This is a genomic window from Kitasatospora sp. NPDC002522 (assembly GCF_053595195.1).
On the sequence record NZ_JBSFXE010000047.1, the window covers coordinates 19,738 to 44,223 of the forward strand.

The following is a 24,486-nucleotide window of genomic DNA, read 5'->3' on the forward strand; positions in this document are numbered from 1 at the left end:
CCCGCCCCGCGGGTGCCGGTCCTTCTTCTTGGAGCTCACCATGGACAGCGGCACCCTGGCGTGGCTGCTCGCCCAACTCGGTCCCAGCACCGACCAGACAGACCTGGCAGCCCGCTACACCCGGCTCGGGTCCGCCCGCGCAGTCGCGCTGGAGGTCCTGGCCGAGCGCCGGGCCCAGCTGCTCGCCGACCCGCTGCGCCTGACTGTCGACGGCGTGGTCACCATGGACAACACGGGGAACCTCACGGGCCTGGAGCGCCAGATCGCCTCCGTCCAGGATGGCCAGGCCCCGGACGACGCGCCCACCGAGGCAGCTACCTACCTCGTCACCGCGCCGCTGCGGCCCGCGAACCGGAGGCGGTGACCGTGCCCCACCCGTGGCCCCCGCTCGTGCCGGGCGACGCGGACGAAGTCGCCCGCCGCGTTGCGGCCGTACTCGAGGACGCCTGGCAGCGGCTGGCCGACCGGCAGACGGCGGTGGCGACCGCGTTCGCCCAGCACGAGCGGACGCCGCAGGTGCTGGCCACGATCGAGGAGTTCAAGGCGGCGATCGAGGTTTTCCACAAGGCTGTGGACGGCGAGGCGCGGGCGTTCGTCCAGCGGCAGTTGCCCAGCCTGTACGCCCGAGGCGCGGCGGAGGCCGCCGACGCGGTCGGGGCCAGCTTCACCTGGACGCTCATCCACCGGGAAGCACTCCAGTCCCTGGCGGCGGACTCCTACGCGGACTTCTTGCGGCGGTCCGAGGAAGCGGAGCGGATGGCCGGAGTCTTCTACCGGGCGGCCCGGCGTGCAGCCCGCCAGGAGCTGCCGCACCTGGCCGCCGGCAACACGACGGCCCGTCAGGCGGCCCGCCAGCTGGCGAATCGCCTCCTCGCCGAGCACCAGCTCGGGCACGTCGTCTACCGCGGCGGAGCGAGGGTGCCCGTGCGCGCGTGGGCAGAGGCGGCGACCCTCGCGAAGTCCGGCGTCGCGTACAACGCCGGGACGCTCAGCGTGGGGCGCGAAGCCGGGGTCCGGGTGGTCGAGGTCTTCGACGGGGCCGACTGCGGATGGACGTCGCACACCGACCCCGACAAGGCGACCCGCAGCCTGCGCTCCCTCGAAGAAGCCGCCCAGTGGCCGATCTCCCACCCGCGCTGCGGCCGGGCGTTCGGGCTACGCCCCGACGCCGGCCTTGACCCGGTGGCGTAAGGGGCAACGCTCGGGTCACGCCGGGGGCGGGGGGCTCTTGGCGGCCACCCGCACCCCCGCGTGGTTTTCCGACTGTGTTCCGGTCGGTCAGGCTTCCTGACGCGAGGCGAAGTAGTCGCCAAGCATGTCGGTGGTCCACTGGGCCTGATGAACATCGCCGCGTGGCCCGAAGTCGATGAACCAGGGCTTCACATCGAGGATCGGCGTCCCGTCGACGGCGTCGAGGTCTTCGACGTGGAGGTCCAAGCCGTCGACCTTGATAAGGCGGCAGCGGGAGACGCCGAGCCAGTTGAGGCGGCGCATGTTGCGGTGGCCGAAGATGCCGACCTCGGGCCAGTCGGGGTTGTCGCGTGGGCGTCGGGCACCGAGGTTGAGGTCAGTGGGGTCGGTGAGGTGGAACCGGAAAACGACCTCCAGATGGGAGAAGTCTTCGAGACCCTTGGTGGCGTCGGCGGTGAAGCGGGTGCTGTCGAGGCGGATGATTGCCCGCGTGCCGCCCCAGAAATCGTCCGTGGGCTCGGTTCGGCCGCCCACTACGTGGCCCAGCGCCTCGACTTCGAAAATCTCGCGGTCGGTCATGGTCGGTTCCCCTCCTGTGGATCGGTATGTGACGGTCCATCTGTTCAGCCGGTAGCTTCCAGGTAGGCGGCCGCCCTGCTGTCGACTCGGTCGATGCTCCGGATACCGCGGTGCCGGAACGGCGACAGCGTGGCCCGCATGTGCATCGCGGTCTGCCGGGTCCGGCCCGAGCGAACGGACTCCATGGCGTCGAGGGCTGCTGACCAGACCGTGCAGCCCTCTTCGATGTTCTTCAGCCGGACGTGGACGGCGCCCAGGTATCCCAGAGTGACGGCGTGGGTTCGGGCGAACGAAGTGGCCTTCCGGGTCTCGACGCTGTGCTCGAACTCCTTCACAGCTCCCGGGAGATCACCTATGTCGCGCAGGGCTGAGGCGGTCTCGTGCGCGAGGCTGGCCTCGCCGAAGAAGAAGACCCGGGCCGGTTCGTCGTCTCCCGGTCCGGCCGCGGCGAGGTCGCGCTGGGCCTTGAGCAGGGCACCGGTCGCCGCCGTGTGCTGACCGGTCGCTGCCAGGCCGCGGGCGTGGATCACTCCGAGCAGGGCGCGTTCGCGGTGGCAGGCGAGAGCGTATCGGTTGCCGCTGATCGACGCGGTGGCGATGTCGAGCGCCTGCTTGGCGTGTCCTAGGTCGAGCGCCTGGTGGGCCATCGCCCGTAGGACATGGCCAGCCATCGCCGGGTCGTCCGCCTCTGCGGCGAGCCGGACTGCCAGGCCGAAGTAGGTCTGGGCCGCTGCGTGGTCGGTGCTGTCGAAGGCCATCCAGCCAGCTACGTAGGCGAGTTCGGAAGCTGCCGAGAACATCTGCCGACGAGTGCGTTCAGATGCGAAGGTCCCACGCAGGAACCGCGCAACGTCGCTGGTGAGGTATTGGACAACAGCAGTGCGGGCATGGCCCCCGCCGCGCCGCTGGTCGACCTGGGAGAACAAGCTGGTCATGTCGCGTACTGCTTCGACATCAGCTTCGCCCACCCGCCGAGTGCCAGCGCCACCGCGTGTTGTTCCGGTGCGCGCCATGGCGCTCCACCACTTCTCTCCCGGAAGGGCGAGCGCGCCGAGGGAGTAGGCCATCAGCTGTAGGGCGGTGCTGCGATCCACTTCCACGTCGTCCACGTCGATTCGTCGGAGATCGGCCAGGACGCTCAGCGTATCCAAGCTCCAGTCGCGGAGATCGACTGCCGCCTCAGCCAGGCCGAGATCGGCGAGGGTGACCGTGCGTCCAAGCCGGGCGGAGAGGACTGTGGCGAGGTAGTGCGGCATGTTGCCCGACGGCACCACGCTGTAGCGCACCCAGTGGCTGATCAGCGACTTGCCGGGACGTGCAGGATCTCCATTGCGACCTGCGATGATGCCCAGCTCCAACGCCAGGCGATCGTACGTCATACGAGACTCTTTGATGATCTTCTGCAGGCTCTCGTTCACGCGAACTAGCTTTGCCATCACAGTCCCTGACTGCCCGTTAAACCGGTTAAACCGCTGGGGGTGGCCAACACCTTACTCCCAGTCGCCAACCACGGTTGTCTAGATCGGGCGGGCGGTACCGCCCGAGCATCGACTCTCCCAGCCAGGGTTACGGCTCGGGATTCAACACCTGTGGTGGCGAAAGGAGCGGGCGTGGGCGCGGTAGAGCAGGAGCTCCAGGATCAGGAGTGGAAGTTCCCCGCAACACCGGACTCGGTCAGGCTCGCCCGACGCGATGTTGACCGAGCTGTCCAGGAGTGTGACTGGGAGACGGACAGTTCAGGGGCGGAAGACCTCGTGGTGATCGTGTCCGAGCTGGTCACCAACGTGTTGCGGCATGCAGCTGTACCTAACAAGAACGTGGTGGTGCGCTTGCGGTGGACGGAGGACCGCTGCCGGATCGAGGTGGTGGACGGTCGGCCGGACTTGCTGCTGCCTGCGGTTTTCCGCCCTTCTGAGGAGAGCGGCCGGGGCCTGTTGCTGGTGCAGAGGCTGTCGGCGGCCATGGGCGTCGAGAGATCGGGAGGGGACAAGATCGTGTGGGCCGAGGTGCCTTACCGGGAGCAGTTGGGGGCGGCGGCATGACGGCGCGATGGCCAGAGACAGTGAGGCGTGCCTTACGTCGCGTTCTGCGGCTTCGCCGGTCGAGCCCGCCCGCGCCGGTCGCGCCGGCGTTCTCCGGCACCGGACTGCTGCCCCGCTGGGCGACACCTCCGGTGGATCACAGCGGCACGACCCTCGTTGAGGCGGAGAGGGCGGGTGGGGCGTACTGGTGCGAGGTGACCGCGCTGACGCCAGGGGCGGGTCGCCGGATGGTGCTCGCCACGTTCGAGGCGTCCTCCGCGCGGATCGCCGTGTTGTGGATCAGGGCGCGGTTGAACGCGATGGCGGAGCACTTCGACGCGACGGACGCGCACTGGCCCCGCCTCGCCTTCTCGACTCGCGAGGAGTACGAGGCCGCGATGGCTGCCGTGGTGTTCGGCGAGGACTTCACGCTGACGCTGCTCGTTGACCAGACGGTGTACGTGCTTTCGGCCGGGGCCAGCACCGGTGCGGAGCCCCGCATGCCGGGCCGGTTGCGGACGCCCGTGGCCGTCTGACCCAGCACATAGTCTCCCGGGTCGCGCCGACTGCACTGGCCCGGAGCAGGGACGCCCCGACGTCCCCGGCACAGAAGCGCCGCGCTTGCCGCGGCAGACGAGTAGGAGTTGTGATGACCGCCACGGCGGAAACGACCAGCCAAGCGTCTCCCGACCAGCTGCGCACCGCGATGGTCGAGGCGCTGCGCTCCAGCGGCGCGATCTCTACGGACCGGGTAGCGGCCGCGCTGCTCGCCGTGCCCCGGCACGTGTTTGCCCCCGAGGTGCCGCTCGCTGAGGCGTACGAGCCGGAGCGGGCGCTGGTGACAAAGCGGAACGAGTACGGGCTGGCGGTCAGCTCGGTGTCGGCCGCGCGCATCCAGGCGCAGATGCTGGAGCAGGCGGACGTGCTGCCGGGCATGCGGGTTCTGGAGGTCGGGTCGGGCGGCTACAACGCGGCGCTGATCGCTGAACTCGTTGGCCCTGCGGGCGAGGTGGTGACGGTCGACATCGACTCGTTCGTCACCGAGCGCGCGGAGAAGTACCTCGCCGAGGCCGGATACGGGCGAGTGCGGGTGGTGCTGGCGGACGGCTCCGGGCCGGTGGAGGGCCGCCCGTTCGACCGGATCATCGTGACGGTCGGGGCGTGGGACCTGCCGCCGGCGTGGACCGGTGCTCTGGTCGAGGGCGGCACGATCACCGTGCCGCTGCGGATGCACGGGCTGACCCGCTCGATCACCTTCCGCCGGAAGGGCGAGCGGCTGGTGAGCGTGTCCGCCACGGTCTCCGGCTTCGTCAAGATCCAGGGCTCCGACGCGCACGACGAGTTCCTGGTGCTGCCGCGCGGCACGAAGGAGATCGGTCTGCGCTTCGATGAGCTGGAGCGGCCGGACACCAGCCGTCTGGGCGGCGTGCTGGAGACGCCCCGCGCGGAGTGGTGGAGCGGGGTGACGATCGGCAACCAGGAGCCTTTCGACTCGCTGTACCTGTGGCTGGCGTCCTCGCTGCCCGGCTTCGGCCTGATGTCCGTGGACCCGGAACTGGACACCAAGACGGTCGCCCCGGCGAACCGGATGGCGTGCCCGGTGATCGTGGACGGCGGCAGCCTCGCCTACCTCGCGCTGCGCAAGATCAGCGAGGACCCGGTGATGTTCGAGTTCGGCGCGCACGGCTTCGGCCCCGAAGGGGGACCCCTGGCCGCCCTGATCAACACCGAGGTGCGCACGTGGCACTGCGACCACCGCACCAGCGACGGTCCGGTCTTCACCGCCCAGCCGATCGGCACCCCCAACGACCAGCTCCCGGACGGGCTGGTCATCGACAAGACCCACGTCCGGCTCACGATCTCCTGGCCGTAGTCCGCGACCAGGTCTTGCACCACCGACTCAAGGAGGAAGCACCATGACCCAGGCCCTCACCGGCACCGCCGCCGCGAGCGACTTCGAGCTCGACGTGACGATCGTCGAGGGCGCCGACCCGGTGGCCGCGCTGCTGCGCTCCACCGACGACGGCTGCGGCAGCACCTGCTCGGGCACCGCCTGCACCTCGTTCGGCGGCAACGTCTGACAGCCCCCCTCCCCGTGTGACCGGGGCCCGGTGTGCGGCCGTCAAGCCGCCGCACGCCGGGCCCCGGCGTTTCCGAAATCTCCTTAAATCTCCCGGAATCGAGGCGAATACCCGTGTATGCCGTTGCAGGACCGGCCCTGCTGCGGGCCGCCGCCCGTCCGGCCGGGGCCGGACCGGGGTGGTGGCCCGACCTGGCCGACACTGGCCCCCACGCCACCGGGAACTGGCGGGCCTGGCTCCAGCACGTCTGGTCGGACGCCGTGTTTGCGGCGGCCGTCGAGGTCGCCGCGGGCCCGCAGCTGGCCGCCCGGGTGCGTGAGGTGGTCTTCAACTTCGACCACGTACCTCGGCGGCGGCTACGCCGGCTGACGGCCTCGGTGATGCAGTACGCGCTGCGCCAGCAGCGGGCCACGCCCTTCGGGCTGTTCGCCGGGGTGACCGCGGTCCCCTTCGGCGACTTCCCCGACGCGCCCCGCTGGGGCACGTCCCGGGCGGTGGCGCGGCCCGAGGCGCGCTGGCTGTCGTCCGTGGTTCGGGAGTTGGAGGAGGTGGTCGGGGACCTGCTGCCGGTGACGGCCAACCAGCTGCGGGTGCGCCGAGGGGGGCGCGTCGTCCTGCCGGTGACCCGGAACCCGCAGGACGGCGAACCGGCGGAGGTGTCCGTCCGCGCGACCGGCCCGGTGCTGGCCGTGTTGGAGGCGGCCGATGGCCCAATGTCGGTGACGCTCGGCGAACTCGCCGACCTGTTCGCGGCCGCCCCGCCGGACACGGTGCACGCGATGCTCGGCGAGCTGGTGCGCCAGGGCTTCCTGATCAGCATCCTGCGGCTGCCGACGACCGCGACCGACCCGCTCGGCCACCTGCTCGCCATCGCCCACACCACCGGCCTCGACCAGATCCCCGCAGCCGACGCCTCCTGGAACACCCTGCGAACGGTCCGCGAGCAGCTGACCCGGCACAACGAGCTTGACGATCCGACGGCGCAGCGGACGCTACGTTCCCGGTTGACCCGGCAGCTGACCCGCCAACAGGGCAGAGCCCCGGACGGGCCGTCGCCGCTGATGGTGGATCTGCGGCTGGACGCGGGTCCGGCGGTCCTGCCTCGGCGGGTGGCGTCGCTGGTGGCCGGCGCGGCCGAGGTGCTGACGCGGCTGTCGCCGTTCCCGGACGGCCATCCGGCGTGGGTGGACTACCATGGCCGGTTCGCGGAGCGGTTCGGACCGGGCGCGGTGGTGCCGCTGGTCGAGCTGGTGAACCCGGACACCGGGATGGGCTTCCCCGCCCGCTACCGGGACGCGGTCCTGCCCGACGTGCCGCCGCAGTTCGGACGGCGCGACGCCCAGCTGATGGCGCTGGCGCAGAAGGCCGCTGTCGAGTGCCTGGACGAGGTCAACCTTGACGGCCCCCTGCTGGAGGGCCTTGCCCCGGTGTTGGAGGGAGCGGTGCAGCCGCACGCCGAGATGACCGTGCGGCTGGCTGCGGACGGCGCCGTGGCGTTCACCCCGGTGGTGCAGGCGGTGCCGCGCGCAGCGGGCACGACCGCGGGCCGGTTCCTGTACCTGCTGGAGCCCGAACGCCGCCGCGAGCTGGAGGCGGCGATCGCCGTCGCGCCGCCGCTGCGGGCGGACGCACTGGTGGTGCAGGTCTCCGCGCCCCCGCTGTACGCCCGCGCGGAGAACGTCTCCCGCGCCCCGGCGCTGCTGCCCGTACTGACGCTGGGGGAGTACCCGCAGATCGGATCGGTGTTGCGGCTGGAGGAGTTGGGGGTGTGTGCGGACGAGCGGCGGATGTGGCTGGTGCGGCTCGCCGACCGCCGCCCGGTGGAAGTGCGGGCGCTCAACGCGGTGGACTTCCGGGCGAACACCGACCCGCTGGTGCGGTTCCTGTGCGAGATCACCCACGCCCACACCCCGTGGCTGACCGCGTTCAACTGGGGCGCGGCCGGGCAGCTGCCCTACCTGCCGCGGGTGCGCTACGGGGAGGTGGTGCTGTCGGCGGCGCGCTGGCACCTGCCCGCCGCCGACCTACCGGGCAAGGACGCCGAGTGGGAGCAGTGGCGGGCGGCGGCGGGTGAGTGGATCGCCCGCTACAACGTCCGGGCGGCGGTGTACCTGTCGCAGAACGACCTGCGGCTGCCGCTGGACGTGCGCCTGCCGGAGCACCTGGTGCTGCTGCGCGAGCACCTGCTGCGGGAGCCGACCGCCATCCTGATCGAGGCCCCCCGGGCAGACGACAACCGGTGGTGCGGCCGGGCACACGAGATCACCGTGCAGCTGCACACCACCTGCACTCCGCTGCCCGCCACCCGCCCCCGGCCCGGGAGCCCGGCCACCGTCCGGTCCGGGCACCTGCCCGGAGCGTCCGGGTGGCTGTCGGCCCGCCTGTTCGGCAACCCGCGCCGCGCCGACGAACTCCTCGCGCGCGTCCCGGGGTTGGCCGCTGGCTGGGCGGTCCCGCCGCAGTGGTGGTTCCTGCGGCACACCGACCCCGAGCCGCATCTGCGCCTGCGCATCCCCGTCTCCGCCGTCGCCGCGTGGTCACTGGCATCCGAGCGCATCGGCCGGTGGGCCGAGCAGATGCGGGAGGAGGGCCTGCTGACGCGGATGGAACTCGACACCTACCTGCCGGAGTCCGGCCGGTACGGGCGCGGGGCGGCGCTGCGGGCGGCAGAGGAGTTCTTCGCGCTCGACTCCCGGGCGGCGCTGGCCCAAATCGCCTACCAGCGCGCCACCTCCACCGACCCGGCCACCGTCACTGCGGCGAGCATGCTCGACCTCGCCACGGGCCTGCTTGGCCCCGAGGCCGGCCACGCCTGGCTTCTGGAGCGGGTGCCCAGGCGCAGCGAGATCGCGCTGCCGCGCTCCGCGTCGCGGCTGGCCGCCGAACTCGCTGCCAGGCCCGATCGGTTGGCGCTCACCGAGGAGGGCCGCGCCCTCGCCTCGGAGTGGGAGGTGCGGGCCAAGAAGCTGGCCGACTACCGCAGGGCGCTCGGCCGGGACGGGGAGTTGGAGCCCGCCGACGTCCTCGGTTCGCTGCTGCACCTGCACCACGCCCGCGCCGTCGGCCTCAACCCGGCCAGCGAGCGCACCTGCCACCGCCTGGCCCGCGCCGCCGCACTCACCCTCACCGCCCGAACCGCTCGCGCCGAGGAAGGACAACCGGCATGACCGCCGACCTGCTCGCACCGCCCACCGATGCCTCCGCCCAGTGGGGCCAGTCCCTGGCCAAGGGCGGCCTCGCCACCGCCCTGCTGCACATCGAGCGCGCCACCACCGGCCGAGGTGACTGGGACACCGCACACGAGTGGATCACCGCGTGCGTGCGCCAGCCCGTGAACTCCTTCGCCGAGGCCGGCGTGTTCTACGGCGCGCCCGCCGTCGCCCACGTCCTGCATCTCGCCGCGATTCACGGGCCGCGCGCCTACAAGCAGCCGCGCATGGGCCTGAATGCCGTGGTGGAGGACGTGGTGGAGCAGCGCCTGGCCGCCGCCCACCACCGCATCGACGCCGGGCAGCGCCCCGCCTTCCACGAGTTCGACCTCCTCGGCGGCCTGACTGGTCTCGGTGTGCACCTGCGAGCCCGGGGACGGCAGGAACTGCTGCGGGAAGTGCTGGCCTACCTGGTGCGGCTGACCGTGCCGGTGGGCGGGCGCTCGGGCTGGTGGACGCACCTCGCGCCCACCGGCGAGCGGGACGAGCGGTACCCCGACGGCCACGGCAACTTCGGCATCGCGCACGGCATCCCCGGCCCGCTCGCCCTATTGGCCCTCACCTACCTCGATGGCACCCGCGTGCCCGGCCAGCTGGAGGCGATCGAGCGCATCCTCGACTGGCTGGACGCCTGGCAGCAGAACGGCGCCGCCCGCGCCTGGTGGCCCGAGGCGCTGACCATCGCCGAGGCCGACAGCGGCCGCGCCCGGCAGTCGAAGCCGCTGCGCCCGTCCTGGTGCTACGGCACCCCCGGCATTGCCACCGCCCTGCACCACGCCGCCCGCGCCACCGGCGACCCCGACCGTGCCCGCACCGCCGAGGCCGCCTTCCTCGACGCCCTCGAAGACCCCGACCAAGCTCACAGCCTCACCGACGGCACCGTCTGCCACGGCACCGCCGGGGTCCGGCTGGCCGCCCGGCGCTTCGCAGAGCGCACCGATGACCACGCCACCGCCATGCGCATCCTCGCCGCAGCCAGCAACCTGCCCGACCCCGGCACCGACGCCACTGGCCCCGGCCTGCTCGAAGGCAGCGCCGGCATCTCCCTCACCCGCTGCTCCCTGGGCGCCAACACTCCCGGCACTGGCTGGGACGCCCTGCTGCTGCTCGTCTGACCCGAAGAAGGAGAACCCGTGCTCGCCACCGGCGACCGAGTCTGGACGCAGGTCCACCTGCACCTGGCCACCGACACCCCCGAGGAGCACGCCGTCCGGCTCCTCGGCCCCGCCCTGATAGCCCTGGAGGACCAGGGGCTGCTGGACGCCTGGCACTTCCTGCGCAAGGGCGACCGCTGGCGGCTGCGCTACCGGGAGAGTGCCGCTGGCACCCTGGAGCCCGCGGCCACTGCGTTCGCGGTCAACGAGGCCCTGGACATGTGCCGCGAGGCGGGCATGATCAGCGACTGGACCCCGGCCGTCTACGAGCCGGAGACCTACGCTTTCGGCGGCCATGCCGCGCTGCCCGCAGCCCATCGCCTCTTCCACCAGGACAGCCGCCACGCCCTCACCTACCTGGGAGCCGTTCACCGCGACGAAGTCCCCGACCAGCGGGCCGAGTTGTGGCTGCTTCTCGGCACGACCGCGATGCGCGGTGCCGGATTCGACTGGTACGAGATCGGCGACACCTGGGCGCAGGTCGCCGAGAACCGGCCCGCAGACGGTTTTCAGCTGGTCGTCCCGAACCGTCGTCTGGTCGACGCCACCCGCACCTTGCTCAAGGCCGACACCACCCCAGGCTCCGCGCTCCTGGAAGGCCGACTCGCGCACGTCGCATCCTGGTTCGGCGCGTTCGCCGTCTACGGCCTGACCCTGCGAGCCCTGGTCGACGAGGGCCAGCTGTGGCGGGGGCAGCGTGCCGTCCTCGCCCACCACCAGCTGTTCACCGCCAACCGCCTCGGCCTGCCCCACCAGCAGCAGGCCGCCCTCGCCTCAGCAGCCGCCGGCGCGGTCCTGGACCTGGTCGACGCCAACGAGGCGGTGCTGCGATGAGCGCACAGCCCACCGGCCCGCTCGGCGACGCCCTCGCCCGCCTGCCCCTCGTCCCCCGCAGGCACGCCCTTGCCGCACCGCTGGATCAGCGGGTGCACCAGCTCACCGATCTCGCCCGGCAGGCCGCCGACACCGACAACCCGGCCACCGCCACCAGCGTCCATAACCGCGCCGCGCTGCTCGCCTCCGACCGCGGCCTGCCCGGCCTGGCCCGCGTGCTGTGCCTCAACCACGCCGGCTTCTACCTCGCCCACCCGCCGCTGCCCGCCGAACTGGCTCGCCTCGCCCTCGAACCCCTCGTCAACCTCGCCCACCTCGAACTCCGCGCGGGCAACGGCACCGCCGCACTCGCCGTCCTGGACGAGCTGCTGCGCGCGGTCGCCGAAAACGACGACGCAACCTTCGGCGGTCTGATCGTTCCGCTCGCCGGGCTGACCGCCAGCAGCGCCGACCGCGCCGACGTCCACCAGTGGCTCACAGGCATCCAAGTCTTCGACGGTGCCCGTGCCCTGGTCCGCGCCGGGCGTTGGACCGAGGCACACTTCCACCTCAGACAGTCCACCGACCGCAGCCCCCGCCTGTTCGAGGCCCGCCAGGTCGCCGCCGTCGCCATGGCCCTCGACGGCCGCACCGCCCTTGCCCGGGCCCTGGTCCACGACACCCCCACCGAGGAGCCGTGGGAGAGGGCGGTCGCTGCCGCCCTGACCGTGGCGTGCACGCTGCTCGACGGCGACCCGGCCACCGATCAGGCCGAGGCGATGCTTCGCGCCCACGCCGCTGTCACCCCGCAGGAGGGCACCGGGGTGTTCGACACCCGGCTCACCCTCGCCGTCGCCGACCTCGCCACCGCCGCCGGGCGACTCCCCGATGCCGCCCGCCTGTATGTCGCCGCCGTCGGCCGGACGCTCGCTGCACCCGAGGGCTATAGCGCCCGCGATCTGGAACGCCACCGTCTCGCCGACGGTCTGCCCGCCGAACAGCGCCAGCGACTGGCAGCCATCGCCGCCGAGTGTGGCGTCGGCGGCCCGGCCACCCTGACGACCGACCACGACGACCGGATCACTGCCGCTCTCGCGCTGGCCACCGCCGTCATTACCAACGCGGCCGCCAAGTCCCTCTCCCCGTCGCAGCCGTGACCCGCCCGCCCGTACGGCTACCGGCGCGGGCACCCCCCCGCTGGTCGGTCCGGCGCAACTCCCCGGCGCCTTCCACCAGGACCCGACACCGAGAGGCATCCGCATGAGCACCGCACCACTCCCCAGCGACGTCATCGAGCACGTCAACGGGAACATCCAGCACGGCCAGAAGGTCCGAGAGTTCCTGGAGCTGATTGAGAAGCGCACCCAGGACAGCGGTATCCGCCCGCACCTGCTGACGCTCCAGGAACTCCAGGAAGGCCAGGCGCAACAGGTCGCCGACCGGCTCGGCCTGGCCTTCGTGGAGGAACCCAACGTCCGTCCCGGGTCGCGCAACGCCCTCTTCTACGACACCGCCGTCTTCCGGCGCAACGAGGAGTGGGTGCCGTACGTGGAGGGCATCCGGCACCGCCCCGCCACGGCGCGGCTGTTCATGGTCGACCCGGCCGCTGGCGACCTCAGCCACCGGAAGCTGTCGGTCGCCTCCATCCACGGGAACTTCGGCAACCCCGAGGCCCGGAGCGACCAACTCCGCTGGCTGCTCTCCAACATGGTCAAGGACAAGCGGCTCGCCCTCATCAGCGGCGACTGGAACGCCTGGCCGGAGGGACGCGCCCCGCTCACCATGAACAACGTCGCCGACCGCGCCTACGCCCTCGACCGCTCCGTCCTGGGCGACGACGGCGTCTTCCGCCCCGACGACCAGGCCGACCGGATGCTCGCCTACCGCGGCATGGTGTGGGTGGGCGGACACGCGGCCACCGTCCTCCAGCAGGCCGGCGCGGACCGGCCCAGCACCGGACACGGTCTCGACAAGGAGCGCCAGCGCATCCCGGAGGAGGACCTGCCGCCCGCGGGCCTCGGCCCCATCGACCGAACCTACGTCACCGAGGAACTGCTGACCGCGCTCGTCAGCGCCGAGATCCTGGCGTCACCGGAGGTGCAGGCGATCTCCGACCACCTCCCGGAGGTCACCCGCTGGGACCGCAGCGCGCTGTGGAACGTGATGAACGCCAAGGTCAAGACCGTCCGCCACTGATTCGAGAGGTGCCGCCCCTCCTGGTGCGGGGCGGCACCCGTCGTCGGCCGAGGCTAGCCGGGGCTGTCTTGCAAGGCTCGTAGGGTCGGCGGTATGACGACCCCTACAACCGGTTCCGTCCCGGGCCTTGACGGTGTGGCGGCCATTGTCGCGAAGAAGCTGCTCAAGGACGTCGTCCGGATCTTCCGCGCCGGACCGCTGGTGCTTGACCCGGAGAGCGGCCAGATGGTGCCTGGCCCCGACACTGTGATCTGGGAGGGGCCGGGAGCTCACAGGCCGGCCGGAGGGCCGGGGGTGGTGCTGCGGCTGGAAGGGCAGCCCTACCGCGACGACGGCGACGCGAGGTACTTGCTGTTCACCCCCCTGTCGGCGGCGGTCGCCGAGCTCGATGACCTGGTGACTGTGGTGGAGAGTGAGGACAGTGCGGCGATCGGCCGGGTCTGGCGCGTCCTCGACCCGGGGGAGACCTCGACCCTCCAGGTGGTTCGGGCCACGTACATGCGCATCGAGCGAACTCCCGGCGGTGCGGCATGACCGCCCCGGTGGACCTGGATGCAGTGCGCCAGCACCTGGAAGCGACCGTCATGGTGGACCTGGTGCGGATCTCCCGCCCGACCGGCACCGCCGTACTGGACGTGGCCACCGGCGAGGTCGGTCCGGTGCCGACCACTCCGGTGTGGGAAGGGATGGGGGCGGTGCTGTCTGCGCACGGGCTCGCCACGGTGGAGCAGCTGGTCGGCGGGAAGTGGCTGGAGGACGGCACCAGTTGGTACGGGCTGCTGACGCCACTCGCCGCTCCGATCCCGCAGAGGTACGACCTGGTGGAGGTCGTGCAGGCCGCTTCGCCGACCGCCGGGACCGCGGGCCGGATCTGGCAGGTCCTGGACCCCGGTGAGGCGAGCACCGTGCAGGTCGTCCGAGCGACACGGCTGGACGAGATGGTGGCACCGTAGGGCTCTGAACAGGTGTCTTGCACAGTTCCTAGGGTCAAGGCATGGATCAGAACAGCGATGCCGGCGGCAGCAGCGTCCGGATCAGCACCGACGGACCGACCGCCCGGGTCGAGGTGGACGGCCGTGATGTGGGCCCTGACGTCCGCGCCTACAGCCTTCAGCACGAGGCTGGGCAGCTCCCCGAGCTGACCCTCCTGCTCGCACCCCACCGCTTCGGCGGCTGGGACGGTACGGCCCGGGTCGCCATCGGCGAGGAGCCCGATCCGGGTCCGGCCGCTGCGGCGTTTCTCGCGGCGATCGATGCGGGGGAGCTGGAGCGTGCCGTCCTCAACCGGCACGACCTGATGGACGGTGGCCAGTACGAGTTCACGAGGGCGCTTCTCGTGCAGCTCGCGCAGTGGGCGCTCGGTGAGCAGATCGTCCTCGAGGACGAGAGCTGATGGCGTCGCCGGTGAACCCTAGCGGCCGCTCGGGTGCGTACAGCAACGGCGCGCAGGTCGCGGCCGCGCTGGAGGGGCGGGCGGCGGCGCTGCTTCCGGCAGCCACTGCGGTGGTGCGCCACTACGCAATGCTGCTGGAGACTGCGGTCAAGGCCGGTGCCTCTGGACGTCCCGGGCCCGAAGTCCAGACCGGTGACTACCGCCGGTCCTGGACGCATGAACTCCGGCGAACCGCGACCGGCGTTGAAGCGGTGGTCGGCACGAACAAGCCGCAGGCGCGCCGGTTGGAGTTCGGCTTCGTCGGTCGGGACGTCCTCGGCAGGGTCTTCAACCAGCCCCCCTACCCCCACGTGGGACCGGCGGTGGAACGCATCCGACCGGAGTTCCTGGCAGCCCTGGGCAGGGTCGCGGATGGTGGCCGATGACCCAGTTCGTCAAGGACCTCCACGACGCGGTGGCCGGGGTTCTGCGCTCCCATGGGGTCGGGATGATCTCGCGGGCTGTCTTCCTCATCGAGGTCCTCGATGAGGAAGACGGCGGGCTTGGCCTGTTTGTGGAGACCTCGCCCCACGACATGAGCCCCTGGGACCGGGAGGGCATGGTGCGCTACGCCTCCCTCGACCTGGCGGGGAACCTCACGGCCTCCCGCGTCGTCGCCGCACAGGACGAGGGGGAGTAGTAGTGGCTGTTCAGGCACGAGTTGTCTCCCTCGGGGTCCAGGCCGCGCTGGTCGCCAGCACCGGACGCAGCTGCGGCTATGGGGCCGCGCCGCTGGCCGCCGACAAACCGACCGGCAACACGATCCCGTACTGCGTGCTCTACCCCCTCGGCGGCACCAGCGGCGACGGACCTCCGTTCGGCGACGCCGACGGTGACGCCCGGATGATCTACCAGGTGACGAGCATCGGCACGACAGCGGAGCAAGCCGAGTGGATGGCCGACAAGGTCCGTACCGCCCTGCTCGGCAGGACCTCAGTTGGGGCCTTCGTCACCCCGATCACCGCCGTCGGACATGTGATCATCGGGCGGGAACTCGACAAGGACGAGGGGATCAGCGTCGCGTCGGGTGTATACAGTTACGTACAGCGGTTCGTCCTGCACGTCACTACGCCGGGCAGCTGAATTGCTGCCGTTGCACCAACTCACCGTGGAGACCCACACGGACGCCCGGCCACCGGCACGGGCTGACTCCTGAACGCCCAGTTGGGCGCTTCCCCAGGGGACGGGTCTCCGGTGATCTCTCCGGGCGCCCCTATCCCCGGATTGAGAGTCGAGCGTGGCGAGCACGCAGCAGCGTTTCATGCGCCGGGGCATCACCCGGATCTTCTTCCTCAAGGCCATCGCGGCGGCTACCAACGTGCCGACCCGGGCGGAACTCACCGGCGGTCCCGGCTCCACCGACCTGTCGAAGCTCATCTCCGACGTCGAAGGCTGGGCGCTGGAGAACACCCCCCTGGAAACCCCCGACCTCGGAAACACCTTCGCTTCGAGCATCCCCGGCGAGGACAAGGCGGCCACCAGCTCGCTGACGTTCTACGAGGACCTGTCGAGCGAGGTCGTGGAGACCCTGCTCGCCAAGGGAGTCGAGGGCTTCATCGTCATCCTGCGCAAGGGAGACGTCGCCGGGTCCAAGAGCCTGGACTCCTTCCCCGTCCGGGTGGCCAGCCGGGCCGCCGCGTACAGCACCGGAACGGAGCCGGCGAAGTTCAAGGTCGTCTTCGCCGTGACGGACAGCCCGACCCTGGACGCTGCGGTCCCGGCCGCCGCTGCGGGCTGAGGGGGCGGGCGATGACCACCATCATCGAGCCGCCGGCGGCGGCGGTCGCGGCGGACGCGCACTGGCGGGCGAAGATGGCCCGGCTGCGGGCCCGGAAGCTGCCGGAGCGAACCGTGCGGATCTGCGACGACGACGAGGCCAAGTTGGCCGTCACCGACGCGCAGCTCAAGCTCGCCAAGGCGCTCGCCGAAGCACGAACCACTGCCGCCGCCAACGACGTTGACGCCGGACAGGTCGACTCCTACGTGGAGTCGCAGCCCTTGGTCGTCATCGCCCGCTCCCTCCTCGCCACGGCCGAGCAGCGCCTCTCGGACGCCACGATCGCGGTGACGTTCCGGGCGCTGCCCCGGCCGGTGTGGGAGGCGCTGCTTGCCGAGCACCCGCCGACCGAGGAGCAGGCCGAGCAGAACATGGACTACAACGTGCTCACGTTCCCGGCGGCGCTGATCGCCGCCAGCCACGTCGAGCGGGACGAGGCCGGCACCGAGGTGGACGGTATGAGCGTGGAGGACGCACAGCTGCTCCTGGACGAGTGGGCGGACGCCGACGCCAAGGTGCTGTTCACCGGCGCGATGCTCGTCAACCAACACACCCGGGCTGACCTGGGAAAAGGCTGATCTCCGACCCGGCATTCAGGGCGGAGATGGAGCTGTGCGAGACGTACCGCATCCCGCACTCGCAGCTGATGGGCGCTGTGGGCGGCCGGTGGACGGCACTCGACCGGGAGAAGGCGCTGGCGTGGGCGGCGTACCAGCGGGACGTCTGCGAGGGCTGCGGTACCCGGCCGCAGGAGTGGGACCCGGACCGAGGCGGTGACCGGCAGGCGTACGTCGCGCAGACGCACCGCTGCCTGGGCTGCGAGGTCCTGGAGATGGAGATGGAGCAGGTCCCGGAAGGGGCCGACGGTCGAGGGGTGAAGATCGGGCTGCTGGCGCGGCCCAGATAAGGAGCTAGTCCGGTGGCGGGCGCCTACACCCTGTACGTCCAGCTTCAGGCGGAACTGGGCGGGTTGACGTCCGGGCTGCGCGGCGGCGGGCAGCAACTCAGGCAATTCGACGGCCAGTTGGCCTCGACCCGGGCTGAGATGGGGCGGTTGGAAGCTGCGGCGGTGCGCCTCGGCCGGGCTCAGGCCGCGGCCGCCGAGCAAGCCGCGGCATCCCAGCAGGCAGTGCGCGCGGCGGCGGAGCGGTCCGCCGCCGCGCAGCAGGCCGCGACCGCCGCTGCAGAGAAGGCCAGTCGGGCACAGGCTGTTGCGGCGCAGTCAGCCGCCCGGGCGCAGGCGGAGCAGACCGCCGCGATCGAGGCGACCACCCGCGCCACACGGGCGCAGGAGATCGCCCAGACGATGGCTGCTCGCGCCCAGGCCACCGCTGGCGCGGGGGCAGTCGCAGCGCAGCGAACCGCGGCCGCCGCCGCCGAGGCCGCGACCCGGGCCAGTGAGGCGCAGGTCGCACAAGCTGCCCGCGCTGCCGCCGCGCAGGAGGCCGCCGGTCGAGCCGCCGTCCTGGCGCAGCGCACCAGCACCGGAGCGGCACAGGCCGCCGCGGCGGCGAGCACCGCCCGCGCGACGCTGGCGACGACGGAGGAGCAGGCCGCCCGGCGAGCGGGCGCGGCGGCGATCGAACTCGGCCGGGCGCAAACCGAGGCTGCTGCGGCGGCGCAGGCCGCGACCACCGCCCGCCTGTCGAGCCTGGTCAAGGGCGGGCTGGTACTCGGTGCGATCCTCGCTGCCGGGATCGCCGGGGCGATCTCCCTGGAGCGGGAGATGGCGAACGTCCTGACCATCTCCAACCAGATCGACGGGCGCAACGTTGGCGCATTCACCGACCAGATCGTCCGGCTCTCGACTGAACTGCCACAGACCGCCAAGCAGTTGGCGGAGGGGCTGTACCAGGTCGTCAGTACCGGATTCGACGGCGCGGAGGCCCTGGGGATCGTGGAGGTGGCCGCGAAGGGCGCCTCTGCCGGTCTGACGACCACCGAGATATCGGCGACGGCGCTGCTGGGCGTCCTCAAGGCGTACGGCCTGCCCGCCAGCCAGGCCAGCGACGTGATGGACATCATGTTCCAGACCGTCAACAAGGGCGTCATCAGCTTCGAGGAGCTGGCACAGCAGCTCGGCGACGTGGTGCCGATGGCCTCCGCCGCCGGCATCAGCTTCGCCGACCTGTCGTCCGCCCTGGCGGCGATCACCCTGTCCGGCATCCCCGCGGCCGAGGCCGCCACCAGCCTCAACATGCTGATGTCCAGGCTGATGAAGCCCACCGGCGACCTGGCCGCCCTGATCAGCGACCTCGGGTACGAGAGCGCGGCCACCGCGCTCGCCCAGGACGGCCTGTACGTCGTGATGGGCAAGATCGAGAAGGCGACCGGCGGCCAGGCCGAGGCAACGGTCAATCTTTTCAAGGACATCAGGGCGGTCAGGGCCGCCTTGGCGCTGGCTGCCGCCGACGGCAAGAACTACGCCGACACCTACGGCGCGATCAGCAACGCGGTGGAGCGTGCCCAAGCCACCGAGAGGGCGTACGCCCTCCAGATGAACACGGTCGGCGGCCAGTGGGACCTGTTCCGCAACAAGGCGTCGGCCGCTGGCATGGACATCGCTCGGATTCTGCTGCCCGTCCTCCAGGAACTCGCCCGGGACGCCTCCCTGGTGGCCGGTGCCATCAACGACCTGCCGCCGGGCGTGAAGTCGGCGATCGGCGTGCTCATCGCCCTCGGTGCGGTCGCCCTCGTCACCCGCGCCGGGATCGCCCAGCTCTCCACTCAGCTCGTCGCGTTCCGTGCGGCTGTCACCGAGGCACAGGCCGGCGGGGCGGTCCTGCCTGCGCTGCTGCGCGGCACCAGCCTCGCCGTGTCCGGCCTGACCGGCATCCTCGCCCTCGGTGTCCTCGGCTACGCGGCCTACTCGGCGTCGAAGCAGAAAGCGAAGGCCGTCACCGACGACCTGACTGCGGCGCTGCGCGCCGAGCGCGAGCAGCACGACGTCGGCGCCGGCATGCGGGCGCTCGCCGAGTCGCTTGCCAACAGCGACGACATGAAGAAGCTCAAGGACGCGGGCCTCCAGATGGAGGAGGTCATCGACGGCCTGATGGACGGGGGCGAAAAGCTCGCCGCGCTGAACGACAAGCTCGACATAGGCAAGGCCGCCTCCTGGACTCCCGAACTCCAAGGATTCGACCAGAAGTTCGACGTGGCGAAGAAGATCCTCTCGGAGCGCCGGAAGTCGTGGGATGCCGCGGTCAAGGCCGACGCGGAGAGCGCCGCAGCGATGGACATCGTCACCGCCAAGGTGAAGGGTTCGGTGCAGGCCAACCTCGCCGCGTGGACGCCCGACATGGCACTGCCCGTCGACAAGAACGGCAACCCCAAGTACACGGAGCAGATGAAGGCCCTCGCGAAGGCGCTGGGCGACGTCGTCCAGCCTGCCGATGCGTGGAAGGCCGCGCAGGACAGGATCGCCTCGTCCAGCCGCGCCGGTGCGGCTCAGCTCGACGTGTCGAAGCTGTCGGTCGGCGGCTACATCGAGGCGCTCACAGACCAGGGCAAGGCCGCCCGGCAGTTCCAGTCTGACCTGGACGAGCTGACGGCCCACGGGTATGGGCCGCTCGCCGAGCACTTCGCCAAGCTGGGCGACGCCTCCGCGAACATGGCCCGCGACCTCGTCAACAACCTCAAGAAGGGCAAGACGGGGGCAGCTGATCAGCTCGCCGATCTCACCAAGGTCACCCGCGCCGGACTCGACGACTACATGGCCGAGCTGCGCCGCCAGCTCCAGGCCCAGCGCGACTTCCAGCACAACCTGAGCGAACTCGCTGTGACTGGCCGCACCGAGCTGGTCGACCACTTCGCGCAGCTCGGGGTGAGCTCGGCCGGGATGCTCGATGAGCTGGTGAAACAGCTCCAGTCCGGCAACAGCAAGGTCGCTGACGAGCTGACCTCGGTCATCGATGAGAGCACCAGCCGGTCGACGGCTGCGTACCGGGCCGGGCTGGAGCAGGTTCCGCAGATCGCGGCCAAGTACGGGCAGGCGACGGCCAGGGCGTGGGCAACTGCGGCCGAGACCAACGACATCGCGGCGTTCGGAAAGATCATGCAGCAGATGGCGGTGACCGACATGTCGACGGCCGTCACCGCCGCCAGCGACACCGCACGGCGCGACCTCGGCCGTGGCCTCGACCTGATCAACCAGCTCGCCAAGGCGCGCGGCCTCGACGCAGCGAACGCACTCGCGTCGGCCCTCCTCTCGGGTGACGTGGACAAGGCCATGGTGCAGCTCAAGACGTTGTGGGGCGACACCCCGGCGATGGATGCGCCCGATCTGACCAACGTGGTCAGCGCGTTCCGCAACGCCGGCATCACCTCCAAGGACGAGTGGAGCGGCATGCTCACCCTCATCGCCCAGGTCTCCCAGGCGAAGGGCAGCGAGGCCGCGACCAACCTCACCAAGGCCCTCATGTCCGGCGACATGAAGGCCGTCAACGACCTGCTCGGCCAGATCGGCATGTCGGTGAAGGAGATCCCGGGGCAGAAGACGATCAACGTGTCGGTGAACGCCCCGTCCAGCGTCGACATCCCCGTGCACTTCTCCTACGACGGCCTCAACTCCGACGGCTCCCGGCACATCGCGGGCATGGGCAGTTGGAAGGACGGCGGCGTCGTGGACTTCTTCGCCGACGGTGCGCTGCGGCCCCCGCGTGGGGAGCGCCACGTCGCCCAGATCGCCCGGGCCGGGGACTGGCGGGTGTGGGCGGAGCCGGAGACCGGCGGCGAAGGCTACATTCCGCTCGCCGAGTCCAAGCGCGCCCGTTCGAAGGAGATCCTGGGCCAGATCGCGCACCGGTTCGGCGGGACCGTCCTGTACGGCACCCCCGGGCAGCTGCACTTCGCTGACGGTGGAGTAGTCAGCGCCCGTGCCGCACAGCCGAACCGGGCTGTCGCCAAGCTCGTCCCCGGCCGCAGCACCTCAACGACGACCGTGATCGTGCGCGAGAGCGCCCCGCCAGGCCCCCTGGTCGGTTCGATGCCGATCACCGTGACTGGCTCCGCCGTCACCGGCGAGCAGGTCGCCGACGCCGTGATGCGCCGCCTCCGCCACCTCCAGCGGGGAGGGCGGGCCTGATGACCACCACCCTTGCCGACTGGCAGATCGACGTGGCAGGTGTGCTCATCGGCCATGGCACCGACGTCCTGATCGGCGACATCGACGGCATCGGCACGCCCGACAAGCACGTCGGGGACCGGGCGATCCCGGGGGAGGACGGCTCCTACCCGGGCCGCGACACCCTCGCGCCGCGCTCGATCCGGATCACCGCAGGCATCCGCACGCCCGGCGACCCGGGCGCAGCGTTCGACCGGCTCGCGCAGCTGGAGGAGGCCGCCGACACGCAGGTGCGCTTCACCCCCGGGGCGACGGACGTCCTGCGGGTCCAGCGACCTGGGCAGCCGACCCGCCGCCAGTACGGGCGGCTGATCAGTGCCCGCGCGATCAGCCTCGCCGACGCCGCGCACGGCTGGATCCCGGTCGAGATCACCTTCGCCGGGTTCGACCCGGCCTGGTACGCGGACACCACCTCTGGTTTGACCCTGTCCCTGGACACCTCCGCCCACAGCGGCGGAGGGTTCACCGCGCCGCTGCGCGCCCCGATCACCACCGGCACCCCCGGCGCGGCGGCCCGGCCCGGCTGGGCCGTCAACACCGGTAACCGCCCGGCGTGGCCGACACTGCGGATCACCGGACCCGTCATCAACCCGCGGATCTGGGTCGACGGCCAGCCCGACGCGGTCTTGGAGTTCACCGTCGCCCTCGGCCCGGGGGAAACCCTCGACGTCGAGACCCGGCCCGGTCTGCGCAACATCGTCCGCAACGGGCAGGGCACCTACGCCGGCGCCCTGGCCAGGACGAGCCGCCTGGACCTGTTCCGGCTCCCGGCGGGCCGCTCCGAGATCCGCTGGTCCGCGCAGGACGCCACCGGCACCTCCCGCCTCGCCATCACCTGGCGCGATGCGCACTCCGCCCTCTGACCCCCACCCCACCGGAGAACACCATGACGCTCATCCAGCCGCCGCTGATGGTCACCGGCGGCACCCACCCGGCCCGCAGCATGCGGATGATGATCCGGGATCTGTCCCACGGCTCCCAGGGCATCACCGAGGGCGGCGACCTTCGGGTCTCCCCGACGACCACCCCCGGCCCGGGGGTCCGCGTCGGCACCGGCTCGGCCGTCGTCGCTGGAGCGACCTGGGGACAGGGTTCCTACACCCAGGCCAACTCCGGCGACCAGGTCGTGCCGATCGCCCCGACGGGCGGCACCGGCCGCACCGACTTGCTGTGCCTGAGGGTCGAAGACCCGGAGTTCGAGGGCAGCCGCGACCCGGCCCGCGACGACATCGGGTACTTCCACGTCATCCCCGGCGTCTCGGCCACCACGGTCGCGCCGCCGGCGGGCATGAGCGCGATCCCGCTCGCGCGGATCACCCAGCCGCCGAACTGCGCCACCGTCACGGCGGCGATGATCACCGACCTGCGGAAAATCGCCAACCCCCGCCGTGACCGGCAGCTGAACACCATCATCGGGTTCCCCTACAGCGCGCTGCCCGAGCAGTCCGGCGTGTGGCAGGACAACTGGCCGCCGAACGCCGTGGTGCAGACCGACGTGCCTGCCTGGGCGACGCGGGCCAACCTGGTCGCGACCCTGACCGGCGCCCAGGTCAGCGGCGAGACCTTCTTCGGCCTGCGTCTCAGGTGGGGGGCGTCGTGGATCAGCAACGAGTACCCGGTCGACACGGACACCATCACGTGGGCCTCGCGGATCACGGCCGTGGTCGCCGACAGTCCTGCCCTTTCCCCGGACTTCCGAGGCAAGCGGCAGGAGTTGCGCCTCCAGGGCGGCCGCTACAACAACGTGCAGGGCGGCGCGAACGTCAACAGTTCCACCGCGGTGGTCTTCGACGTCGAGTTCGTAGAAGGCACGTACTGATGGCGGCGGTCTACCGGTACTTCACGACGCACGCGCTGACCGGCGAGGTCCTGGCCCACGACCTGCCGCTGTCGGGTGTCGCGTTCGGGCCGGAGCTCAACGGGCCGGGGCGGATGAGCGGCACCCTGGCCCCGCGGTTCGCTCACCTTGCGCCAGCCCAGGCGGACGCCGGGTCGGTGCTGCTGTGGGCGGAGCGCAACCGGAAGCTGATGTGGGGCGGCCTGATCTGGTCGGCCGAGCCGCAGGACGACGAACTCCCGATCGAGGCAGCCGGGTTCGGGTCGTACCCGACCCGGCGGTACGCCCTGCACGACAACCTGGGCGGGCGCGGCCCGTACACCGGGGTCGACCCGTGCCAGGTCATCGCGGACACGTGGGCGTACCTCCAGGAGCAGCCGGACGGCGACCTCGGCGTGCGCGTCAAGGTGCTGTCCGGCGGCTGCCCGGCCCGCCTGGGCACCGCTGAGCAGCCCTACACCGTCAACTCGTGGGAGGCCACCGCGCTGTCGAGCGTGATCCGCGACGCCACGACGATCGACAACGGCCCGGAGTGGACGGAGACCGTCGCCTGGGACGGGGAGCAGCCGACCCGGACCATCGCCCTGAACTGGCCCAGGCTCGGCACCCGCCGCGACGACCTGTGGATCGCCACCGGCATCAACGTTGCTGAGAAGCCGAAGATCACCTCCAGCGCCGACGAGTACGCGCAGGTCGTCATCGCCCTCGGCGCGGGCACCGGCTCGGTGAAGATCCGAACCGTGGACGCGGTGCGCAACGGTCGGCTCCGCCTGGAGAGCGTTCTCGACCGGCCGTCCGTCACCAGCATGCCGACCCTCGCCGCCCTGGCCCGCACCGAGCGGGCCCGCCGCCAGCAGCCCGCGCTGGTCGAGGAGATCACCGTCTACGACCACCCGGCCGCGCCGATCGGCTCGTGGCAGGTCGGGGACGACGTGCGGCTCTCCATCCACGACCAATGGGCGGACTACGAGGGCTGGGCGCGCATCACCGGCTGGACCCTGCACCCCCCGGAGGGGGAGCAGCCCGAGACCGCCACCCTGCGCCTCGCCCGCGCCTACACCACCGGAGCCTGAC

At 71.5% G+C, this 24,486-nt stretch carries 26 protein-coding genes; 24 read left to right on the forward strand and 2 right to left on the reverse strand.

Annotated features, from left to right (window positions below; genetic code table 11):
- The first annotated feature begins 40 nt into the window (after nt 1-40).
- Nucleotides 41-364, forward strand: a complete 324-nt coding sequence (locus ACWD4U_RS29820; RefSeq protein WP_363452285.1) for a hypothetical protein — start codon at nt 41-43, stop codon at nt 362-364.
- Nucleotides 361-1,191: a hypothetical protein gene (locus ACWD4U_RS29825; RefSeq protein WP_363452287.1), complete on the forward strand. Its 831-nt coding sequence runs from the start codon at nt 361-363 to the stop codon at nt 1,189-1,191. Before ACWD4U_RS29820 ends, ACWD4U_RS29825 begins: the two co-directional genes overlap by 4 nt.
- Before the next feature lie 87 nt (nt 1,192-1,278).
- Here the strand turns inward: ACWD4U_RS29825 and ACWD4U_RS29830 are convergent, their stop codons facing one another.
- Together ACWD4U_RS29830 and ACWD4U_RS29835 are read right to left on the reverse strand one after the other, a co-directional pair.
- Nucleotides 1,279-1,770, reverse strand: a complete 492-nt coding sequence (locus ACWD4U_RS29830; protein ID WP_363452289.1) for a TrmO family methyltransferase domain-containing protein — start codon at nt 1,768-1,770, stop codon at nt 1,279-1,281.
- Nucleotides 1,771-1,814: 44 nt separating this feature from the next.
- Nucleotides 1,815-3,188 carry a Tat pathway signal protein gene (locus ACWD4U_RS29835; protein WP_363452291.1) on the reverse strand — a complete coding sequence of 458 codons (1,374 nt, stop codon included), beginning with the start codon at nt 3,186-3,188 and terminating at the stop codon, nt 1,815-1,817.
- A gap of 192 nt (nt 3,189-3,380) precedes the next feature.
- Here ACWD4U_RS29835 and ACWD4U_RS29840 point away from each other — a divergent pair, with 192 nt between their 5' ends.
- The 22 genes from ACWD4U_RS29840 (at nt 3,381) to ACWD4U_RS29945 (ending at nt 24,485) form a co-directional block, all read left to right on the forward strand.
- Nucleotides 3,381-3,812, forward strand: a complete 432-nt coding sequence (locus ACWD4U_RS29840) for an ATP-binding protein (RefSeq protein ID WP_363452293.1) — start codon at nt 3,381-3,383, stop codon at nt 3,810-3,812.
- Nucleotides 3,813-4,006: 194 nt separating this feature from the next.
- Nucleotides 4,007-4,327 (forward strand): hypothetical protein, encoded by a 321-nt coding sequence (locus ACWD4U_RS29845; RefSeq protein ID WP_363452295.1) that lies wholly within the window; start codon nt 4,007-4,009, stop codon nt 4,325-4,327.
- 113 nt (nt 4,328-4,440) lie between these two features.
- Nucleotides 4,441-5,664 (forward strand): methyltransferase, FxLD system, encoded by a 1,224-nt coding sequence (gene fxlM, locus ACWD4U_RS29850; RefSeq protein ID WP_363452297.1) that lies wholly within the window; start codon nt 4,441-4,443, stop codon nt 5,662-5,664.
- Nucleotides 5,665-5,707: 43 nt separating this feature from the next.
- Nucleotides 5,708-5,872, forward strand: a complete 165-nt coding sequence (locus ACWD4U_RS29855) for an FxLD family lanthipeptide (RefSeq protein WP_363452299.1) — start codon at nt 5,708-5,710, stop codon at nt 5,870-5,872.
- A gap of 113 nt (nt 5,873-5,985) precedes the next feature.
- Nucleotides 5,986-9,039, forward strand: a complete 3,054-nt coding sequence (locus ACWD4U_RS29860) for a lantibiotic dehydratase (RefSeq protein ID WP_363452301.1) — start codon at nt 5,986-5,988, stop codon at nt 9,037-9,039.
- Nucleotides 9,036-10,196, forward strand: coding sequence for a lanthionine synthetase C family protein (locus ACWD4U_RS29865; protein ID WP_363452303.1), 1,161 nt, complete (start codon nt 9,036-9,038; stop codon nt 10,194-10,196). The genes ACWD4U_RS29860 and ACWD4U_RS29865 overlap by 4 nt, the downstream gene beginning before the upstream one ends.
- An 18-nt stretch (nt 10,197-10,214) precedes the next feature.
- Nucleotides 10,215-11,069: a thiopeptide-type bacteriocin biosynthesis protein gene (locus ACWD4U_RS29870; protein ID WP_363452305.1), complete on the forward strand. Its 855-nt coding sequence runs from the start codon at nt 10,215-10,217 to the stop codon at nt 11,067-11,069.
- Nucleotides 11,066-12,205 (forward strand): hypothetical protein, encoded by a 1,140-nt coding sequence (locus tag ACWD4U_RS29875; protein ID WP_363452307.1) that lies wholly within the window; start codon nt 11,066-11,068, stop codon nt 12,203-12,205. The genes ACWD4U_RS29870 and ACWD4U_RS29875 overlap by 4 nt, the downstream gene beginning before the upstream one ends.
- 103 nt (nt 12,206-12,308) lie before the next feature.
- Entirely contained in the window at nt 12,309-13,244 is a 936-nt protein-coding gene (locus tag ACWD4U_RS29880; RefSeq protein ID WP_363452309.1) for a hypothetical protein, read from the forward strand.
- A 135-nt stretch (nt 13,245-13,379) separates the two neighbouring features.
- On the forward strand, nt 13,380-13,778 hold the full coding sequence (locus ACWD4U_RS29885) for a DUF6093 family protein (protein ID WP_363452311.1): 399 nt from the start codon (nt 13,380-13,382) through the stop codon (nt 13,776-13,778).
- Nucleotides 13,779-13,786: 8 nt separating this feature from the next.
- A complete protein-coding gene (locus tag ACWD4U_RS29890) occupies nt 13,787-14,197 on the forward strand; it encodes a DUF6093 family protein (RefSeq protein WP_363452313.1) in 411 nt (136 codons plus the stop codon).
- 41 nt (nt 14,198-14,238) lie between these two features.
- Nucleotides 14,239-14,637, forward strand: coding sequence for a hypothetical protein (locus ACWD4U_RS29895; protein ID WP_363452315.1), 399 nt, complete (start codon nt 14,239-14,241; stop codon nt 14,635-14,637).
- Nucleotides 14,637-15,062, forward strand: coding sequence for an HK97 gp10 family phage protein (locus ACWD4U_RS29900; RefSeq protein ID WP_363452317.1), 426 nt, complete (start codon nt 14,637-14,639; stop codon nt 15,060-15,062). Before ACWD4U_RS29895 ends, ACWD4U_RS29900 begins: the two co-directional genes overlap by 1 nt.
- Nucleotides 15,059-15,316, forward strand: a complete 258-nt coding sequence (locus ACWD4U_RS29905) for a hypothetical protein (protein WP_363452319.1) — start codon at nt 15,059-15,061, stop codon at nt 15,314-15,316. Before ACWD4U_RS29900 ends, ACWD4U_RS29905 begins: the two co-directional genes overlap by 4 nt.
- 2 nt (nt 15,317-15,318) lie before the next feature.
- Nucleotides 15,319-15,759, forward strand: coding sequence for a hypothetical protein (locus tag ACWD4U_RS29910; protein ID WP_363452321.1), 441 nt, complete (start codon nt 15,319-15,321; stop codon nt 15,757-15,759).
- 154 nt (nt 15,760-15,913) lie between these two features.
- Nucleotides 15,914-16,414, forward strand: a complete 501-nt coding sequence (locus ACWD4U_RS29915; protein ID WP_363452323.1) for a phage tail tube protein — start codon at nt 15,914-15,916, stop codon at nt 16,412-16,414.
- Between the two features lie 11 nt (nt 16,415-16,425).
- Entirely contained in the window at nt 16,426-17,031 is a 606-nt protein-coding gene (locus ACWD4U_RS29920) for a hypothetical protein (protein ID WP_363452325.1), read from the forward strand.
- 26 nt (nt 17,032-17,057) lie between these two features.
- The gene (locus ACWD4U_RS29925) at nt 17,058-17,360 is read left to right on the forward strand and encodes a hypothetical protein (RefSeq protein WP_363452326.1); all 303 of its coding nucleotides are present in this window, start codon (nt 17,058-17,060) and stop codon (nt 17,358-17,360) included.
- 12 nt (nt 17,361-17,372) lie between these two features.
- Nucleotides 17,373-21,536 (forward strand): phage tail tape measure protein, encoded by a 4,164-nt coding sequence (locus tag ACWD4U_RS29930; RefSeq protein ID WP_363452328.1) that lies wholly within the window; start codon nt 17,373-17,375, stop codon nt 21,534-21,536.
- The gene (locus ACWD4U_RS29935) at nt 21,536-22,438 is read left to right on the forward strand and encodes a phage tail family protein (protein ID WP_363452330.1); all 903 of its coding nucleotides are present in this window, start codon (nt 21,536-21,538) and stop codon (nt 22,436-22,438) included. The genes ACWD4U_RS29930 and ACWD4U_RS29935 overlap by 1 nt, the downstream gene beginning before the upstream one ends.
- A gap of 23 nt (nt 22,439-22,461) precedes the next feature.
- Nucleotides 22,462-23,394 (forward strand): hypothetical protein, encoded by a 933-nt coding sequence (locus ACWD4U_RS29940; protein ID WP_363452332.1) that lies wholly within the window; start codon nt 22,462-22,464, stop codon nt 23,392-23,394.
- Nucleotides 23,394-24,485, forward strand: a complete 1,092-nt coding sequence (locus ACWD4U_RS29945) for a hypothetical protein (RefSeq protein WP_363452334.1) — start codon at nt 23,394-23,396, stop codon at nt 24,483-24,485. The genes ACWD4U_RS29940 and ACWD4U_RS29945 overlap by 1 nt, the downstream gene beginning before the upstream one ends.
- Nucleotide 24,486 lies beyond the last annotated feature (1 nt).